General features: G+C 37.6%; 22 protein-coding genes. All 22 read right to left on the reverse strand.

Going from position 1 to position 17271, the window contains the following annotated elements; all coding sequences use genetic code 11:
• The coding region (locus HDR40_RS05385; RefSeq protein WP_290627307.1) for a peptidoglycan DD-metalloendopeptidase family protein at window positions 1–1789 on the reverse strand (1789 nt) is incomplete at its 3' end.
• Window positions 1789–2577 carry a hypothetical protein gene (locus HDR40_RS05390; protein WP_290627310.1) on the reverse strand — a complete coding sequence of 263 codons (789 nt, stop codon included), beginning with the start codon at window positions 2575–2577 and terminating at the stop codon, window positions 1789–1791. The genes HDR40_RS05390 and HDR40_RS05385, both read right to left, overlap by 1 nt.
• Window positions 2577–5192 carry a tape measure protein gene (locus HDR40_RS05395; protein ID WP_290627312.1) on the reverse strand — a complete coding sequence of 872 codons (2616 nt, stop codon included), beginning with the start codon at window positions 5190–5192 and terminating at the stop codon, window positions 2577–2579. Before HDR40_RS05395 ends, HDR40_RS05390 begins: the two co-directional genes overlap by 1 nt.
• 3 nt (window positions 5193–5195) lie before the next feature.
• Window positions 5196–5498, reverse strand: a complete 303-nt coding sequence (locus HDR40_RS05400) for a hypothetical protein (protein WP_290627314.1) — start codon at window positions 5496–5498, stop codon at window positions 5196–5198.
• Window positions 5499–5590: 92 nt separating this feature from the next.
• On the reverse strand, window positions 5591–5941 hold the full coding sequence (locus tag HDR40_RS05405; protein WP_290627316.1) for a tail assembly chaperone: 351 nt from the start codon (window positions 5939–5941) through the stop codon (window positions 5591–5593).
• 9 nt (window positions 5942–5950) lie between these two features.
• Entirely contained in the window at window positions 5951–6514 is a 564-nt protein-coding gene (locus HDR40_RS05410; protein WP_290627318.1) for a phage major tail protein, TP901-1 family, read from the reverse strand.
• A gap of 14 nt (window positions 6515–6528) precedes the next feature.
• Window positions 6529–6924: a hypothetical protein gene (locus tag HDR40_RS05415; protein ID WP_290627320.1), complete on the reverse strand. Its 396-nt coding sequence runs from the start codon at window positions 6922–6924 to the stop codon at window positions 6529–6531.
• Window positions 6921–7319: a hypothetical protein gene (locus HDR40_RS05420; RefSeq protein WP_290626019.1), complete on the reverse strand. Its 399-nt coding sequence runs from the start codon at window positions 7317–7319 to the stop codon at window positions 6921–6923. Before HDR40_RS05420 ends, HDR40_RS05415 begins: the two co-directional genes overlap by 4 nt.
• Window positions 7282–7614: a hypothetical protein gene (locus tag HDR40_RS05425; protein WP_290626017.1), complete on the reverse strand. Its 333-nt coding sequence runs from the start codon at window positions 7612–7614 to the stop codon at window positions 7282–7284. The genes HDR40_RS05420 and HDR40_RS05425 overlap by 38 nt, the downstream gene beginning before the upstream one ends.
• Entirely contained in the window at window positions 7598–7996 is a 399-nt protein-coding gene (locus tag HDR40_RS05430; protein WP_290626087.1) for a phage head-tail connector protein, read from the reverse strand. The genes HDR40_RS05425 and HDR40_RS05430 overlap by 17 nt, the downstream gene beginning before the upstream one ends.
• Window positions 7993–8898: a hypothetical protein gene (locus HDR40_RS05435; protein ID WP_290626015.1), complete on the reverse strand. Its 906-nt coding sequence runs from the start codon at window positions 8896–8898 to the stop codon at window positions 7993–7995. The genes HDR40_RS05430 and HDR40_RS05435 overlap by 4 nt, the downstream gene beginning before the upstream one ends.
• 16 nt (window positions 8899–8914) lie before the next feature.
• Window positions 8915–9445, reverse strand: coding sequence for a DUF4355 domain-containing protein (locus HDR40_RS05440; protein ID WP_290626013.1), 531 nt, complete (start codon window positions 9443–9445; stop codon window positions 8915–8917).
• A 124-nt stretch (window positions 9446–9569) separates the two neighbouring features.
• Window positions 9570–9782, reverse strand: coding sequence for a YjcQ family protein (locus HDR40_RS05445; RefSeq protein WP_290626011.1), 213 nt, complete (start codon window positions 9780–9782; stop codon window positions 9570–9572).
• Window positions 9783–9896: 114 nt separating this feature from the next.
• Entirely contained in the window at window positions 9897–10301 is a 405-nt protein-coding gene (locus tag HDR40_RS05450) for a hypothetical protein (protein ID WP_290626009.1), read from the reverse strand.
• A 29-nt stretch (window positions 10302–10330) separates the two neighbouring features.
• Complete coding sequence (locus HDR40_RS05455) at window positions 10331–12229, reverse strand: hypothetical protein (RefSeq protein WP_290626007.1); 1899 nt, start codon at window positions 12227–12229, stop codon at window positions 10331–10333.
• Complete coding sequence (locus HDR40_RS05460; protein WP_290626005.1) at window positions 12219–13574, reverse strand: phage portal protein; 1356 nt, start codon at window positions 13572–13574, stop codon at window positions 12219–12221. Before HDR40_RS05460 ends, HDR40_RS05455 begins: the two co-directional genes overlap by 11 nt.
• 15 nt (window positions 13575–13589) lie before the next feature.
• On the reverse strand, window positions 13590–14816 hold the full coding sequence (locus tag HDR40_RS05465; RefSeq protein ID WP_290626003.1) for a PBSX family phage terminase large subunit: 1227 nt from the start codon (window positions 14814–14816) through the stop codon (window positions 13590–13592).
• Complete coding sequence (locus HDR40_RS05470) at window positions 14797–15321, reverse strand: terminase small subunit (RefSeq protein WP_290626001.1); 525 nt, start codon at window positions 15319–15321, stop codon at window positions 14797–14799. Before HDR40_RS05470 ends, HDR40_RS05465 begins: the two co-directional genes overlap by 20 nt.
• 194 nt (window positions 15322–15515) lie before the next feature.
• Window positions 15516–15923 (reverse strand): hypothetical protein, encoded by a 408-nt coding sequence (locus tag HDR40_RS05475; protein WP_290625999.1) that lies wholly within the window; start codon window positions 15921–15923, stop codon window positions 15516–15518.
• A complete protein-coding gene (locus tag HDR40_RS05480) occupies window positions 15920–16282 on the reverse strand; it encodes a VRR-NUC domain-containing protein (protein ID WP_290626085.1) in 363 nt (120 codons plus the stop codon). The genes HDR40_RS05475 and HDR40_RS05480 overlap by 4 nt, the downstream gene beginning before the upstream one ends.
• Before the next feature lie 23 nt (window positions 16283–16305).
• Window positions 16306–16590 carry a helix-turn-helix transcriptional regulator gene (locus HDR40_RS05485; protein WP_290625997.1) on the reverse strand — a complete coding sequence of 95 codons (285 nt, stop codon included), beginning with the start codon at window positions 16588–16590 and terminating at the stop codon, window positions 16306–16308.
• Window positions 16591–16592: 2 nt separating this feature from the next.
• Complete coding sequence (locus tag HDR40_RS05490; protein ID WP_290625995.1) at window positions 16593–16901, reverse strand: hypothetical protein; 309 nt, start codon at window positions 16899–16901, stop codon at window positions 16593–16595.
• Window positions 16902–17271: the final 370 nt, after the last annotated feature.

Below are 17271 nucleotides of genomic sequence, written 5' to 3' on the forward strand. Positions count from 1 at the left end.
AAACTTTAGTTTTTTCAATGATACCAAATTCTTTTTGAAGTTCGGGAATGTCGATGTAATCTTTACCACCGTTTACACTTGATATATCATAGCGTGGCATTTTACTGTCACCTGAAACGCTGTAAGAGGTTTCAGTCTTCTTGGAGTTCTTATCATCAGCACTACCACCCTCTTTTATTAATTTCTGAGGATCTAGCCAAGTGCCGTCATTTATAAAGGACTTAGAGAGTGCTTGATCAAAACCTGCTTTTGTTACACCCACATGGAGGTGGTCGGTGGTTCTAGTACCAATTACAGCGCCCGTTTTAACGGTTTGACCAGCCTTTACAGTGATGTCACTTTTACTAGAAAAAGCTTCTTGATAGACGATATTATAACCGTCTGATGAGTGAAAAAGCACATACCAATTTAACCCGTTAGCCCATGCTATCCGTGTAACAGTTCCGCCGTGAATTGCGTGAATGCTGCTGCCGGGGTGGTCAACATTTCCAAAGTCTAACCCATCATGAAAGCCATTAGTTCTAAACTCTCCACCCGCATGAACTCCAAAGAGTTGTCCTCCTGTAAATTTTCCTTCTCCCACATTAGGGAAAGGCCAGCCCCAAGGGTTAGAAGTTTTATTAATTGCTTGCGTTTTAGTAGAACTATTAGGAACAATATTATAGCGTCTAGCCCCATTAGGGGACCACGCACGGTATTTTTGCCACTTTTGCACTTCACTACGCCATGTGGAAATATTAAAAAGCGCTATGAGTTGGTCAAACCCTCGTATCCATGTGGTATAGGGTGAACATTGATAGGTCCTGAAAGTTAGTTCGATAAATTGTAGTAGTCCTGCGCTAGGAATCCCTTTTTTTGCGTTGTCGTCCCAGTTATTAACTACTGTCTCACTACCACCAGATTCACCTTGAATCAGGTTTTTAATATTTTGCAAGTCGTTACCTTGCAGAGTGACGTTCATGAGCTGTGCTGCGTGCTTAATAGCAGGTCCCCAATCTCCATTGATTGCTTTAGTAGCCCCAGTAGTTTCAATTTCTTCAAGCTCCGTAGTGCTTGTTTTGTCATCTCCTAAGGCTATTTTCTCCGACTTTTGAGATTGACCTAGTGGAATTAAACGAGTGACCAAATTTGTTGGGTCAACGGTGTATTTAACACTTCTTAAATTTGAGGTTAGCTGGATTGGCGAATTATCGTGTTCTTTACCAATTTTTTTAGTGTAATTTAAAGTGATTCCTTTATCACTATAATTAATCGCTATATGACCACCACTTACTTCAAGAAGTTGTGAATTAATCGCTTCTCTTGTGGTTGGATAGTCAATTTGACGGTATTCATCTCCTGTTTTGTCGTCAACATCACACGTTTTTAAAGTGATTTTCTTGTAGCTATCAACCTGTTTATTATGCACATCTAATAGATATTTCAAGTAGTCTTTAGCTTTAATTCCGACCGCAATATTAAAGCGTTGAATACTATCAATTAAATAACTGTCAATACTTTCAAAAATGTATTCTCGTGTAAAAAGCCCTTTGGTATCCATTGACCGGACGGGCTTAAGCGCTCGCCCTCTAAAAATTAAAGTATCATCTTCATACACTTCCACATGTGTTTTGAAAGGTTGAACCGAGTTAAAAAGAGGATTGCCCTCTCCTACGGTCATTTCTAGGTCGTCCACATCATCAGCTTTAAGTTTTAGCTTTGCACTATTTACATAGCACTCAATCGAATTATCAAAGACTACAAAATTCTCTTTTTTTGCAGGATCTTTATAACCTAAAATCCTATACATTAAAGCATTACCTCACACTTAAATTTAAGCTTGATTGTTCCACTGCCATAAGCTTGAACTATGCTTAATCCCACAGGTAAAAGAAGTTTTTCTTTACCGTCTGGGGTTGCCTTAACTTTTTGGTCGTCAATAGTAATATCAAAATCACTACTGCAATCAAAGCTAACCCACACAGGCCGACTACCCCAATTGTTGATCTCGTTAATACCGGTTGAAAGTTTTACTTCTTGCCATTCCCAAGTATCAAAATTAATGTCGTCCCAAATGTCACTGCCTTCATAATTACGCTGAATTGCGAAAGGATAAGCTGTAAATTTTACATTTAAAGTAATTGTTTCATCTTTTTCATCATCATCAGCTTCAACTTCACTACATTTAGCACGCCAGACAAAACCGGGGTTGTGGGTGTCATAAAGTGTCTTAAAACCTGCATACATCAAAGCACGCTTAGCCTCATTTTCTTTAGCCTTGCGGTAATTGTAGTCCCCATCTGAAAGAACAAGCTTATATTTTAATTCTCGATTACTAAAAAAGCGTTGTTCATTAAGTATTGAAAAGTCTTGCAAGCCTTGACTATACGGAATATCAACCGTAATTTCCTTTTCTTGGGGAGTAGGTGCTTCACGACTTTCAAGCCACCAGCCACTCGCTATGCTGTTGAATTGGTCAAATACAATGCCTTCTGTGCTGTTTAAAAGTGAATGAGTGTAATTACCTTTAGCAAGATTTTTAAAGCCGTAATCGGGCGAATATTGCCTTTTAACCAGTGAAAAAACATTTCTAGTCATTAGCCCCACCTCTCTTCAAGTTCTACCTGATTTCCAAATGTGTTGTTATATTGCGGTGCAGTCTTACCTACTAAGGTTCCATCATCAAGAATCATGGTTGTGGACTTACCAGCAATCTCTCTTAGAAGTGCATTAGTTTGCATTGCTAGTTGGCTATCTTGTAAGTCAATTGAAGTAGCGAGGGATGTTCCTACGTCTACGTTAGTTAATCTATTGAACTCGTCCTGTAAGTTAGTACCAGACACACTAAGCATTGCAGCCTTTTCTAGCTGTCTAGTAGCATCTTCAACCGCTCCTAATTGACTTAGCATACCAAGTGCCAAACCTTCGGGAATATACTTACCGATGTCATTACGCATTACTCGTGAAGGCGAGTGAATTTGGAAGAAACTTCCAATTCCATCTTTAATCTTGCTACCAATTTGACCTACTACATTACCAATTGCACCAAACATCGACTGAATACCATTGATAAGCCCTTGAATGATGTTTTTACCAATGTCAAATAAGTTTACTTTACTTAAGATATTCTTGATTGCATCAGCTCCGCCTTGGAAGATATTTTTAGCTGTTTCCCAACCGGTCTTAAAGATATTCTTTAAAGCGTCCATAATTGTGGTAATAATGTTTTTAATCGCATTAAATACTGTTGAAATAATGCTCTTAATTCCATTCCACACAGTGGAAACGATACCTTTAATTGCATTCCAAGCACCTGACCAGTCGCCTTTAATTACAGCTGTAACAGTCTTAATAATACCTGCAATTACATTTAAAACTGTACTAATAACAGTTTTAATTACATTCCAGACAGTAGATACAATCGTTTTTAGCACATTCCAACCTGCACTAAAAATAGTACCTAAATTTTGTAAACCACCGCTAATTACAGCAGTGATTGCATTCCATGCTGCACTAATGACGCTGGTAATTATCGTCCATGCAGCTTGCACAATTTGAACTAGTCCATTCCAGAGAGTGCTAAAAATTTCAATTAACGGCTGTAAAAGCGTACTGATTACTTGAATAATTAAAGTAAAAAGTTGAGTAAAGAAATCAACTAAGCCATTCCATACAACTTTGATTGCTTCAATTATTGGACTGAAAAATAAAACAATTCCTTGAATTGCCGCTTGAATTATAGTGACAATCAAATTCCACAAAGCTGTAAAGAATTCTACCAGTGCATTCCAAACATTTTTAATACCCTCGATAATTGGAGCCATTGCGCTGATTAAGAAGCTTACAAAGTCGCTCCACATCTTGCGCCCTGTTTCAGTTTGAGTAAAGAAATAAACTAGTCCCGCAACAACAGCTGCAATTGCAACTGCTAACAATCCCCAAGGGTTCATACTAAGGACCGTGTTAATTGCACTGAAAGCCTTAGCTACAGCATTACCCACAACAGGTAATTTTTGCAGACCACTTATAATAGTATTAATATTTCCGCCTGCTGTTTTTAAAGTACTGATTGCGCTTGTTACATCAGTGATTGCACTTGATACCGCACTAATACCTTTGAATGCCGCAATGAAAGCTAAAACTCCAATTGCAAAGCTTTGGAAGCCTTTATTAGCCGCTAATTGCATAGCAAAATCAAGTATTTTTTGCAGTGTCGGCATAGCACTATTTACAGCGCCAGTTATACCCTCAAATGCTGTTCTTACAGTGGGTGTGATCGCCTGTAAAACACCACCTAANCCTTTTAATNCTTGCTCTGCTTTCGACCCCATAGCCGAAATCATTTCAGCTATCGACAAGCCAGTTACATCTTGAACAAATTTGTTCAGCGCTTCAATCATGGAAGCAACCCCACGAACAACAGCGGTTTTTGCATTCTGCACGCTTGTGCCAATGCCAGACGTTGAGTCTTGGGCTATCTTTTGCAAGCTTTTAAGACCGCCACCGCCATTTTTATCAAGATTAATTAAAGCATCTTGAAAGTCCTCAACGCTAATTTCTCCAGAGGATAACCCGTCTTGAAGTTCCCCTGTGGTCATCTTCATTTGTTTAGCAATCGCATTAAGTGCTGGCCCCATTCCGGAGTTCATCATGGAAATCCAAGTTTGACCGTCGACTTTACCATTAGCAAAGGCTTGCGAAAGCTGAATNGTAGCATTATTCACATCAGCAGTCGACCCACCAAAACCAAGGATAGCGTCATTCAAAGCACTCCAGACTTTTTGGCTTTTTCCAAGATCTTGAGTAGAAGCAGCCATGATCTGCACGCCACTTACTGCATCATCTAAGGCTGTTGGAAGTCCTTGGATAGATTTTTGTAGCCCGTTCATTGCAGACTTAGTTTGATTGGTTGCAAAGCCCATATTAGAAAACGCCCGAGTAGAATTATTAAGCGTATCAATACGTTTAACCGCATCTCCTACACTGCTTTTTATNACATCAAAGGCTTTACCTGCCACTTGCACTAGTCCAAAGGCACTAGCCATGCTTTTAACGCTGCCAACAATGCCAGAAGACGATTGACCTACCTTAGAAGACGCNGANNTTGCGCTGTTAGTCATATCAGCCATTGACTGCATNGCGCTATTCATCGTCTTAGANAANCTTTGGTCAACNGCACTAAGGATAGCTTCCACACTNTATTGTTCTGCCATNATTTACCTCCTCTCTCTCATTTTTCTAAATTCNGCTTCACGCTGTGCATATAGCCATGCTTTGCTTTGCTTAGTCTTAGTTTTGGAGGTAAATTCTTGCTCAAATTTTGACCGCACACTGTCGATAGCTTCTTGCGTGTCAAAGAAATCCTTAAAAGTCTTATATTTAGGCTTAGGGTTCTTACTACTACCAGTAGTTGCCTGCACGCCCTGATTAAACCAAGCTCCAAGGGCAAGCATTTCTTGCTCTTTGACCTGTTTTAATTGATATGCTTCAAGCCTTAAGTAGTACTCTTTAAGCGTCATACGCTCAATATCTTTAATATTATGAAAGCCCAAATAAGCTAGTGAGTTAAGTAAAATAGTTCGATATGCTACTTTACTGGGTTCTGGCTTATCTAGGCTGTTGCGTTTTTTACTGAAAGTTGCACCACTGTGGATTTTTCGAGTTCTTCTTCCACAGCTGAGAAAAGTTTTTCTAGGGTATTGATATCTAAACTTTCTAAGTAAGAATCGCAATTTTCTAAGCTAGGGCGCTTGACTGCTTCATAGCTTGCAGCATAAAGCACCATACTTAAAGCTGACGCATCATAAGCTTTAAGTGCAGGAATCGTTTTAATTAAACCAAAACCTAAGCTGACGGTTTGACCACCAGCTTGCGCTCTAATCCCTGCAATTTTATCTAGTTCTCTGACAAAACGAACACCAAAATGTAAATCCACTTTGGTTTTATCAACAGTAATTTGCATATTTACCTCCTAAAATGACAATTCGCGGTCGGATTCTTCATCAAATGCCACACCTTCACCGGTTTGGTCATCATCCTTAAGTTGCTTGATACCACGGAATACATAGTCAAGTTCTGCTTCTTGGTCGTCAGTAAGTCCAAGCCAACCTTTTTGTGGTGTTCCTTTACCGGTTACAGTGATTGACCTTGTAGCGGTATCATCATTATCGGCACTCAAATTATTTTCACTTACCACACCTTGCATGTAGTAAGCTAAGTACTTACCTTCCCCATTTTTAATTTGGTGATTGATACGCCAGATTTCTACTGGTAAGTTCTTATTGATTGCACGGTCTAAATCTGCGGTCAATGCACTGACTGTATCAGCACATTCGAAATTCATTTCAGACTCCATACCGCCACCAGTAGTAATTGAACCAGACTTAGTGGTTTTACTTTCACTATCACGACTGCGGTTAAACTCACCACTATCTTCCCAAGGCACTAGTAAAGCGTCTTCTTTACCTTCGTTTTCTAAAAGACGAAAATACGTGATCCAGTTGATACCTTGGACTGCTTCAGGTAACTTTGCCATCTTCTATTTCCTTTCTACTGCAAAGAAAAAGACAACGTAAGCACACCATGGATTAAGACGGTGCCTTCTACGCTGTCATCTTCTAAAATTCTGTTATCTACTAAATTACTTCTGCCAGCAAACTTATAGTTCGCTGTTTTAATTCCTTTAAAAGTAAGTCGTGTTAAATCATGCATGATTTCATCAACTTGCTTTATTTGTTTATCAGACCCCCACACATGAATAGTCTGATAAAGTGTAGCCCCCATCATTACCTTGTAAGGTCTGTTTGAAGTTTGCTGTTCTCCAACAACCACAAATGGATAAGGGGCGTTCTCATTTTTTAAAGGCAAGTGAGTACAAACACTGTACCCTTGTACCATGCAATGCTTAAAAATAGCATCGCGTAACTCTAAACTCGGTGAAATCATTTCATCACTTTCTTTAAGTCACTAAGAAAAGTAGCCGTTTGTTTGATGAAAGCTGGTCTTAAGGTCGGGCGTGGATGCATATAGCGTGTGCCATACTCCAGATAACCAAAGTATTTCACATTAGGACTAAAAGACCCCACATGTGCTGTCAAACCGTCAACGGTATACTTATCAGCAATTGACCCTTCCAAGTGTCCCTGTGGATCTTTCCAAATTTTTCCTACGCCTTTCTCCCATGCCCAATGTCCGGTGTATTGGTCTTTCATGTTCTTTTTGACTTCACGAGCCAATGCAGAACCATTTTTCTTGACGACTAACTTAATTGCTTTCATATTTTGGGCATCTTTTAGATCAACTCTAAGTTCTTTCAGCCCCCGCATTTTGATTGTTCGCAATATCTTCACCTACAATCAGTGTATATCCCTTAAGTGGCGTGCGTTGTGTTTGCATTCTATAGTGTGTATCACTGTTATCAATCGTTAGATAATCAAAAACGGTGTGTAAGGGATGCAATAAACGCACTACCTTAGCTTGTTTTACATAGTTCCCTAGCAGTTCTTGACTGCGATTAGTCCCCATATCAGTAACATTAGCCATGTCCTCATGAACTACTTTTACATCATCCGCAAACTCATGTGCATCTGGATCATAGAAGCTATCACTACGATAAAATTTAACTTTGTGCGTCATTCTCATTGTTATCATGTTCTTTCATTCGATAAGGGTTATAAAAATGAACTAACACGCCGGTATCGTTATTATCTTGCTTCCATTCGTCCAAGTCGTCTAAAAATTCGTCAAAATCATTAGCACTAAAAGTGATACTTTCGCCTTCTTGCGTGTATTGACTCATACCCTCGTTTTTAAGCTTGTTATAGCGCTTTACACAAACTTGTAAGGGAATATAAGACATTTCACTAGGGAAATCTTCATCACTCTTTAAACCCAACTTAAAGCGAGTTTGAAGCACTGTATTGTGGATGATAAGCTTTAAAACATCGTCCATGTCACTCTCTTTAAGCTGCAACATGGTTTTTAATTCATCTAAGCTTACCGGCTCATCCATGGTTATTCACCTTGGTTACTACCAGATGGGGTGTTTGAATTATTGCCTTCACTGATAGTAGTTTCAATAATGCCATCAGTACGTTCTGGGAACATCACCATACCATTAACAATTACAGTTTGATAAGTTAAGTTTTCATTTACGGCATTATGAGTTACACCAATCAAGCCAGTTTCATCGGTAGTAAAGTTAAATGCACGATTTAAAGCACCACCATTGACGTTAGCGTAAGCTAAGTTGATGTTTTCACTTGGAGTTGCGTAAATCTTACCTTGTGGGATTGCAGTGTTCATGACCACTTTACTAAAGCCCATGAAATCTTTAATGTAATTCAAGCCGAATGCCGTTTGTGTAGTCAATTCTGCCTTAGCTAAGTAATCATAAAAATCGATTGGATTGATGAAAAGAACAGGTTCTACATCATAGTCTTCCCATTGAACTGCCATTTGTCCCAAGGTCTTAGCAATACCAGCCTTGAAAGTGTCTGCAGTTGCTGTAGTAGTACCGGTTAAGCCAGTCATAAAGCCAAAGAAATCTGTTTTCAAGCCCTTTTGAATTTCTCTTAAAAGCTTATTATCAGTTTCAGTAACTGCTTCTTCAAAGCCATTAGCTTGAATTGATTCTGCGGTGGTTAATTTACGATACTTTCCATAGTCAAGGGTAACAGTCTTAGCTAACTTCTTAGTTACCTTGCTTAATGGAATAGTTTCGCCTTCACCCACAGATTTGTTAGCCTTGGTAACTTCAGATTTGTAAATCTTGATTTGGTTACCTTGACTCATTGAGGTTAAGCGGGCAATACCCAAAGCTTCTTGAAGTTTCTTGATATTGTCATTAAAGCGTTCCCTGAAATCAATGGAAATGTTGACTAAATCTGCTGCCATGTTTGTATTTGAATCTACTGCCATTTTATTTTTCTCCTATCTAGTTAAATAAATCTCGGTGTTCTCCAATCGCTTTTAACCGTGCATTAGTGTCTTTAATGCCCATGATTTCTTTTTTAGTCATGGTGTTATTTTTTACAACTGGAGTTTTACCTTTTCTAAAATCTTCACGAACTTCATTTTTGATGCGCTTTACTAAGTCAGATACCAATTTCACATTGTCCTGTGTAGTTTTCGCATCATCGGTTACAACCAAGCTAAGCTCATCACTAGTTAAAGAAACGTCTTCATCTTTAAGCATTTGGCACGCTTGATCTCGCATTTCATACTTAGCAAGCTTGGATTGTGCATCACTTGCTACTTGCTTTGCTTGTTTTAATTCGTATTCGTTCTTTTGGTCACGGTTCATCTTAGCAAGCTTAGTAGCCTCATCTTTAGCTGCAGTAATCTTTTCTGCTTGGTCTTTACGTTCACGCTCTATGCGTTTCTTAATCATTTCATTTACTTGATCTTGAGTGAAAGTCTTTTCAGTTTCTCCCACACTTGATTGTTCTTGTTTTTCTTCTGCCATTTTACATACCTCACTTTTAAAGTTAGCGGTTCAACTCTCTACTCATGATTTCTTTTAAGCCTGTATCAAGGAAAAAGGCAATAAAAAACAGCTAACCACGTTGTGATTAACTGCTTAGAGTTAATTATTTAAATACTGGAAGCCAGTCTCTAACTTCTTTAAAAACTTTATAGGCTTTTTTCATCATTGAATTTTCAGCTAAGTATTGGAGTCCATCACTTGTTACTTCAATATTTTCTAAGCCTATTAAAATATTTCCCATCTTTGTAGGATGGAATTTAATACCTTTAATATAACCGTCATTTGATAACATTTTTAAAGTTTGAATAAATTGCACCTTAGATATCTTGAATGTAGAAGGCTGCAAAATATCCACGTTCATAACAGTATTTAAGATAACTTAAGATTTTATATGCTATTGAAAAATAATCATTATTAGCCATATTATGCCTCAAATATATCTAATATCCTTGTTAGGATTATTTTTACCTTCAACACCTGGATATACTATTTTGTGAACTTGATTATTAAAGTAATCCAATTCTGCCAAATATCCCATAGCTACAGCTTTTTTTACTTCTTCATCATTAAAGTGATAAAAATCTTTCATCGCCTCAAGTCGCTCGGGAATAAGTTTTTCCGTTTCTTTAATGATTTTCTCGGTCTGTTCTTCAGTAAAAGGTGATTTTAAAAAGCCATATTTATAATCTTTGTAATGGTTCAATGTTCTAGCTATTCCATAGTCCAAGCCATCGACATCTTTAAAGAACCAATTATATAACCAAAACATATTTTTATATCCAAAGAGAACATTGTGATATGTCTCGGAAATAGCTAATACTTGTAATTTTGCCATAATAATCACCATCCTTTTACTTAAGTATATTAAGAACTAAGCTTTCTTATCTTGTATGGGATATCCATTTTTTCTAATTCTGAAATTAAACTTTTTGCCTTAATATTTTCAGGGATTTCTACAAATGCAATATCTTTTGCAGTAACTTTACCATGTATTTGTGCCTCAACATAAGGAGGTTTTCTAAAATCATCAGTCATATCATCAATGGTTTTGTATTTATCCATAAAGTGAATATTATCTTCTTCAAAAATGTCATACATAGACCACAATTTGCGTCCACTGCCTCCAACAGGTGCTATATAGGTTGGACTTTCTTCACCAATTTTTGCAGCCTTCCAAGTATCCACACTTTCAATTGATGAAAAACCTTTCGCCAAACTATCTCCTATTGTATAAGTGGTTCTATCTTTAATATTTTTATTAAAGTGAACTGCGATTTCTCCATAATTTCTAGCAGTTCTAGGATAATATGAGCTTTGCTTACCAATTCTGCCATATAAGGCAAAATCTTCAGGTGGTCTCTTCATATATTCTTCATACATTTCTTCACTTTCATCAGTAAAAATTTTCCATTCAACGTTTCTGCGTGTTTGAGTATCTAAGAAACCACCTGAACTATTTGTTTCTAATTGATTTTTAAAACCATCCTTTAAAACTTTTTTCAGGTTGACCGGTTCAATGTACATTTGAATATCGTTTTCTTTACTACTAATCATCTCATTAAGCTTAGCAAATTGAGATTTCATTTCTTTAGTAGCTTTATTCAAACGTTCTTTACTTAACGGTCTATATGACATATCTTCAGCTGCTAAATAATGATCCCATTCTTCAGTTAGATAATCCTTAATGCCTTTATCTAAAAGACCCGGTAAATCTACTTTCTTTAAGTCATCTAATTCCTTAGGTGCCTCACTATTTTCAGGCTCTTTAATAAACTCATCAAGCACATCATCGCTCATGTAAGAACTGATTGAACAACGGCAATTAGGGTGTGTATCTAAAGGGATGCGAGGCACATCTTTTAAATCATATACACCAAGTTCATCTTCACCAGGATATTTATGATCTGCGTATTTTTGACAAATCTTACAAGCGTTACGTTCGGCAAAATACCAAGCTTGTGTAAAACCGTTGTCTTTAATTGCATTATACTGCACATCATACTGCACCCGAGAACTCTCAGTTCTGGCAATTCTTTCAGTAACATAAGTGGCATTTTTAACCGTACTTGCTACTTGGTCTTTAAGCTTGCGGGCTAAAACACGTGGATGTTCTCCTGTGACAAAACCAGTAGTTAAAACTCTGTCTAGATTTGCCTTTAAAGTATCCTGTGACCTCCACAATCTGCTTGACCATGTTGCCCCTGCCATACTCTGCATCACTATGCTTTGTGTGGTGTAACTAGCCTTAAAATCATAATCAGGCAAAAATTTACCAAGTAAACCAGCTTGTCTTTTTTGCTCTGCAATGACTTCGTTAGTAAGCCGTTCTCGCAAATCGTCGCTGATATCCATCGTTACATGAGTTAAATATGCACCAGTCATACTTTTAAGATATTCAAGCCGATTAATGCGCATAGTAGCATTGTAAATCTTCATTCTAAGATTTTCTTCATCGGTGAAATCCTTTAAAGTTACCTTTTTGCCACTCTTACGGATTTCTTCAGCACGTTTGACTAGTTTTTCTGCTTCAGCTTCAAACCGTTCGATATCGCCAGTAGTAACATCTTTCATCATCTGACTATAGTTTGTGCCAGTCTTAGCATTTAAGCGGCTAACTTCACGATCTATCAAGTCATCAATATCATTGATTACATTGCGATATCGTTTTTCTATTAAAGTGTCAAAATTTACATCTGCTTCATCTTGCTGTTCTTGCCACTTTTTTTCTTGGGCTAAACGCTGCTTCCAGTAACTACTTGCCATTTAAGTCACTGTCCGTTGCATTTAGTGCTATCTTAAGCTGGTCTTGCTTTTCTTGATTGACTCTATCCAGTTCACTTTGTGGATCATCTACAATTGACAGCACACTAAGAAGGGTTTCATCACTAACAATGCCTTTAAGACTTGCGGCAATTGATGCTTCATTTGACAAGTTAGCCGGAATGTTACGGGTAAATTTAAATTTTAGCTGACTCCAATCGTCTTCAGGTACTTCTACATTGGTGATAGGACTGAAAATAATTTTATAAAGCTTTTTAAGGGCTGATTTAAACTTACGTTCCTTATTCATGGCACGGTTTTCCATGTTCATAAGCTTGTATCTAATCGCTACCCCCGAAACATTGCCACCAAAAGCTTCATCACGTAAATCTGGAATACCGGTGTTTTGATGGATAGCATCAGTTAAGTGTTTAATCATGTGTTCTTCTAGGTTGTCACCATCTGGACGCTGTAGAAAGCCAATTTTGAGGTCTTTAGCGTCTGGACCTGCTGCATTAATAAAGCGATTTTGGCGCATTTTTGCTAGGTCCTTTTCATCGACCTTAGCCCCTAAAAGATACATATAACACTCTGCAATGTAGTTGATGTTATCCAGTTTTTGACTCAGTGTATCATCAAGCGCATCGATGAGGCTTAAAGTGCCTGCTCCATATAAGCTTTGGCGTTCTGTAGTCTCATAAAATTCTATTGCCGGCACTTGGTTATACACGTTGATACCATCTTTAAGATTGTTATTATCAAATTGATGATCATAAATTTCGCCGTTGATAACATCCACAACATGGTTAGCATAGTAGACTGTAGCAAGTAGCATCCCTTCACTATTTTTGCCATACGTCACAAAGCAGATAGGCTTTTGACTCACTGTATTGTCATAAACCATAAAGCTATGCGTAGGCTTAGCCACTGCTAAGCATGTGTTACCATCATCATCTTGATAAGCAAACAAATAGGAACGGCCATATACATCAACCTGCTTAGACAATTCGCTAAGCTTATCATAAATTGATGCTTCACCGTTCCATTTTTGTAGTGCATTGTTTGCACTATCATCATCAAGTGCAATTTTAGGCTCAATACCTGTAAAAAAACCGTTGTAAGTATCTACTAAGTATTTTGGTACATTATCAACAATTTTTACTGGCTCACCATTTACGCCGTTAGGCTTGTTTAAAATGGCGTGTTTACCAACATAGTAATTCATATACTTGTGGTATTTTCTAGATAAAACTCTGTTTTTGTTAATGAAATCCATTACATCATAAGCTGTGAGTTCTTCACCTTTAGGGTAAGTAAATACCCCGTTTTTCAAAACTTGGGTTTTCATTACCCCTACTCCTATCTAAAATAAATCGTTACTCATAAATTCAATATTATCGTGTGAACGTTGATTGTAAACTGCATATCTAGTAGCGTCCATCACATCATCATTGCGTTTAAAAGGTTCACCAGTAATTGGATTCCATGTATACTGGTAAATTTCATCTAGAAACAATCTAACACCCTGTTTAACGACTCTAAACTTATCACTAGTTATTTTCTTACCAACTGCTTCCACACCTGGCATTACAGCTTTTTTAGCATTTCTAGCATTCAGTCCTGCTTCTTGAAAAGTACCCACATACTCAGGTCGGGCACTATCACACCAGAAATTTATATCACCATACTGTTCTTGAAGTTCTAAAGCTCGGTTTTTCCACCAATCGATATACTTATGAATTTCGGTAATTTCTTTAATTAGGTAAGTAATCCCCGTGTGAGGGTCGTCACCTAAAAGCACTATCGACCCATTGTGTCCTTCAGCGAATCCCCAGTCAACACCAGCATAATACATTAAATTTTCTGGAAGTTCGCTTTCATCTACCATCATAACAACCTTATCAAAGTCGCTATATACCAAGCCTTCACCCATAGCCCATAAACCTAAGATATCACGATCATAAAAAACACCTTTCGGGGTTTGGGCTTTGAAAGACTGCACATAATCCTGTGAAAGGACAGTATTATCGTCAATCGTAAAACTAAAAGTTTTGATACGGGCTTTAGGATCGTGATTATCAATGTAATCAACTTTTAGCCAGTGTTGAGGATTATCTGGGTTAGTATCACAAATAACTCTGCTTCCCTCTACACTACAGCGGGAAAGGATTTCTTGAAAAACTTCCTTCACTGCTAGGGATGCTTCGTTTACATAAGCAAAATAAGCAGTCATACCACGAATAGAACTCATACCTTTCAAATTACCAGTATAGCTAGGTACAATATCCACACCCCATAGGCTGTAGTGACCGTGCCGGTCTGCTTTTAAACTAATGCCAAATTGATTTTCGATAGCTGCGATAACGTTGTTATAAATCGTGTTACTACTAAATCCAGCCAGAATTACTTGCGGGTGCGGGTCTTTATTCTTTTTGGCAAGTTTTGCCACCCGTCGCAGCTCAAGGAGGAAAATAAAGTTGTTAAGGTAAGTTTTACCGGACCGCTTAGCACCAGCTAAAATCAACATCTTCCAATCATCGTGCAAATAACTATATAGTACGTCACTTTGCTTAGTCGTTAGAATACTCATCGTTCACACTCTGTGTCACTTTATCAAGCAATTCATTAAGCTTAGCGTTATCATCACTGGTCAAAGCTTCCATAGCCTTCACTTTAGCACGCGTTAAAGCTGTTTCTGCTCTAATCTTATCTAGCTTAGCGGCAGCAATTGGATCAGTTGGGTATCTCTTAAGCAGTTCCTTAGCTGCACTTAATCTATCACTAGCTTTAACCGGAACATTCGGTATTATTACTCCCCTCGGAGTAGTAACCGTTTCTGTTTCTTGCCCAGAAAAAACACGAGTTAAGTAAGCAAGTACTTCTTGGGCACTAGCTATCTTATGTTCGCTTTCTTCGTTCATTCTGTCGTTGATATAAGCTTGAATTGAGGGCTTTTTTAGGGTTTTGTGTGCTTCCACACTTATGGATTGCTTACCCATGTTTTTTGTGGAGTAAGCCAAAGTATAAGCCTGTGTAGCATTGCCACTCTTTAAATATTCATCACAAAATTTTTGTTGTTTTGGTGTTAGTTTCACACATCACTCACCTCTTTTACATACATGTAGGAATCAAAAAAAGCCGACATATTAATGCCGACTTAGAAAAATGACTGTTTGAGGAATCGAACCCCAAACAGCCTAAGAAAGAGATTTTTTGTTATCCAAAAACTTCACATTACTATAATACAACGTTTTTTACTCTCATTTCGGACATCTTAGGGACATCTTTTTTAATAAAAGCCCATTGCATCTGCAATTTTACCGAAAAATGCTGTTCTTTTGCGTCTGCATTGCCTTTCACTAAGGTTCACCGCTTTTGCCACTCCGTCCATTGTCAAATCGCCTTTTATATAAAGTCGTTCAATGATTTCATGAGTTTCATCATCACAGCGATTGAGAAAAAAACTAACTGTTTGTCTACTTTCTTTTAAGAAATTAAGGCTTGCATCATCAGCTAAGGTAACCGCCATATTTTCAACGCCTCGGTCTACTTTACTCCCTTTACCTCCGCCAACATTTTCATCAACACTAGAAATAGGTGGACGCATAATTGCACGCTCACGAGCATCAATATAGCCTGGAACTCGGTTATACTCTTGCAAGATATGTCTTACATAATTAAAAACTTCTTTTTTCATTCATGCTCACCCTTATAATCTGGAAAACCAAAACCAACTAACTTATTTTTAACAATCTTTAATGCGTCATCTGTGCTTCTAGCAATGCCGTGGATAATGTGGTGCCTCGTCAACATTTTGTGAAAGCTTATCTGATCTGGTCGTATCCGTCCTCCTGGTCGCTTTACTTCAATAAAAAAAGCTTTACCATCTGACCAACGAAAACCACTTAAGTCAAAGTACCCATTTGGCACACCTGTTGTGACCCAGCGCTTATCAATTGTGTACCATTTGCCCACATTTATGCGAAAGACTGTGCAACTGCTAGTAGATAAAGCAATTTGGATTTTTGATTGAATATCATGTTCGCTTTCAGTCATCATTAACATCTCCAAATGCATGGTTAAAACTTCACATCGTCATAAGTTGCGCTGCACCATGGGCAAAAACTTGGAATTTCTTTTTCAAGCAATGAAAAATCTTTATTACAGCAGGCGCAATGGTAAAATCCTTGCAAATAAGCAACGGATACATTAAAGAAGTCTGCTAATGCTTGCCACGTTTCTGACTTAGGAATTCGTTTTTCATTTTCGTATCGACTTAGTGTGTTATCACGCATTTTTAAGGCTTCACCAAGCGCTTTTAAGGTAAGATTTTCTTTTTTTCGTAATTCTTTTATTCGATTCATCCCTAAGCTCCCTCGTAATACTCAATTAAAGCTTGCTCAATGACTTTGCCCACGCTACTTAAGTGCTGCTTAGATACATCAGCCAAAATGTAGTTCATTACTCGTTTAGGGATATGAATAGTTGGCTTTATCTTATACACGCTCGTTTCGTCACTATGACCAGCAAAACGCAACTTCCCTTTTACTTCGCCATCACCTGCGATTAATAAATCCAAATCCATTGCTTCCACACTTAGAGATTGAAGTGGTGTGGAATTTAAAATCGTTTTCTTAAGTTCATATTTAAGTTTTTCATTGTCTTTAACGTCCATAATTGGTATACCTCCTATGTGACACTTCATAAGTCTTACAATCTGTTGGCATGTGACGGAATGTGTGACACTATTGTGACATTTTGTGATGCTATTTGTGACACTTTCCTTTCTTACTCTCCCAACGGTTTAATCTAACTTTTATACCATTTGTGATACTTTTCTTTTAATAAATATATAAATAAAAAGAAAAAAAGAGTATATAGAGAGGTAGATTTAAAAAAAGAAGTGTCATTACGTATGTTATTAATGGCTCAAATACTGTTATATCAGTATTTTTAAGTATTACACTAACCATCACATTCTTGTCACTAACCATCACATTCTTGTCACTATTTAATCCATGGAGCTTTTGGATAGTCTACATGAA

This window comes from Lactobacillus sp. (assembly GCF_014803895.1).

What these genes read in the sequence shown, in the direction of transcription:
- HDR40_RS05390 (WP_290627310.1), bottom strand. Translation starts at nt 2,577, where the DNA reads ATGACTAGAAATGTTTTTTCACTGGTTAAAAGGCAATATTCGCCCGAT.
- HDR40_RS05405 (WP_290627316.1), bottom strand. Translation starts at nt 5,941, where the DNA reads ATGCAAATTACTGTTGATAAAACCAAAGTGGATTTACATTTTGGTGTT.
- HDR40_RS05410 (WP_290627318.1), bottom strand. Translation starts at nt 6,514, where the DNA reads ATGGCAAAGTTACCTGAAGCAGTCCAAGGTATCAACTGGATCACGTAT.
- HDR40_RS05415 (WP_290627320.1), bottom strand. Translation starts at nt 6,924, where the DNA reads ATGATTTCACCGAGTTTAGAGTTACGCGATGCTATTTTTAAGCATTGC.
- HDR40_RS05425 (WP_290626017.1), bottom strand. Translation starts at nt 7,614, where the DNA reads ATGACGCACAAAGTTAAATTTTATCGTAGTGATAGCTTCTATGATCCA.
- HDR40_RS05435 (WP_290626015.1), bottom strand. Translation starts at nt 8,898, where the DNA reads ATGGCAGTAGATTCAAATACAAACATGGCAGCAGATTTAGTCAACATT.
- HDR40_RS05440 (WP_290626013.1), bottom strand. Translation starts at nt 9,445, where the DNA reads ATGGCAGAAGAAAAACAAGAACAATCAAGTGTGGGAGAAACTGAAAAG.
- HDR40_RS05450 (WP_290626009.1), bottom strand. Translation starts at nt 10,301, where the DNA reads ATGGCAAAATTACAAGTATTAGCTATTTCCGAGACATATCACAATGTT.
- HDR40_RS05455 (WP_290626007.1), bottom strand. Translation starts at nt 12,229, where the DNA reads ATGGCAAGTAGTTACTGGAAGCAGCGTTTAGCCCAAGAAAAAAAGTGG.
- HDR40_RS05460 (WP_290626005.1), bottom strand. Translation starts at nt 13,574, where the DNA reads ATGAAAACCCAAGTTTTGAAAAACGGGGTATTTACTTACCCTAAAGGT.
- HDR40_RS05465 (WP_290626003.1), bottom strand. Translation starts at nt 14,816, where the DNA reads ATGAGTATTCTAACGACTAAGCAAAGTGACGTACTATATAGTTATTTG.
- HDR40_RS05475 (WP_290625999.1), bottom strand. Translation starts at nt 15,923, where the DNA reads ATGAAAAAAGAAGTTTTTAATTATGTAAGACATATCTTGCAAGAGTAT.
- HDR40_RS05480 (WP_290626085.1), bottom strand. Translation starts at nt 16,282, where the DNA reads ATGACTGAAAGCGAACATGATATTCAATCAAAAATCCAAATTGCTTTA.
- HDR40_RS05485 (WP_290625997.1), bottom strand. Translation starts at nt 16,590, where the DNA reads ATGAATCGAATAAAAGAATTACGAAAAAAAGAAAATCTTACCTTAAAA.
- HDR40_RS05490 (WP_290625995.1), bottom strand. Translation starts at nt 16,901, where the DNA reads ATGGACGTTAAAGACAATGAAAAACTTAAATATGAACTTAAGAAAACG.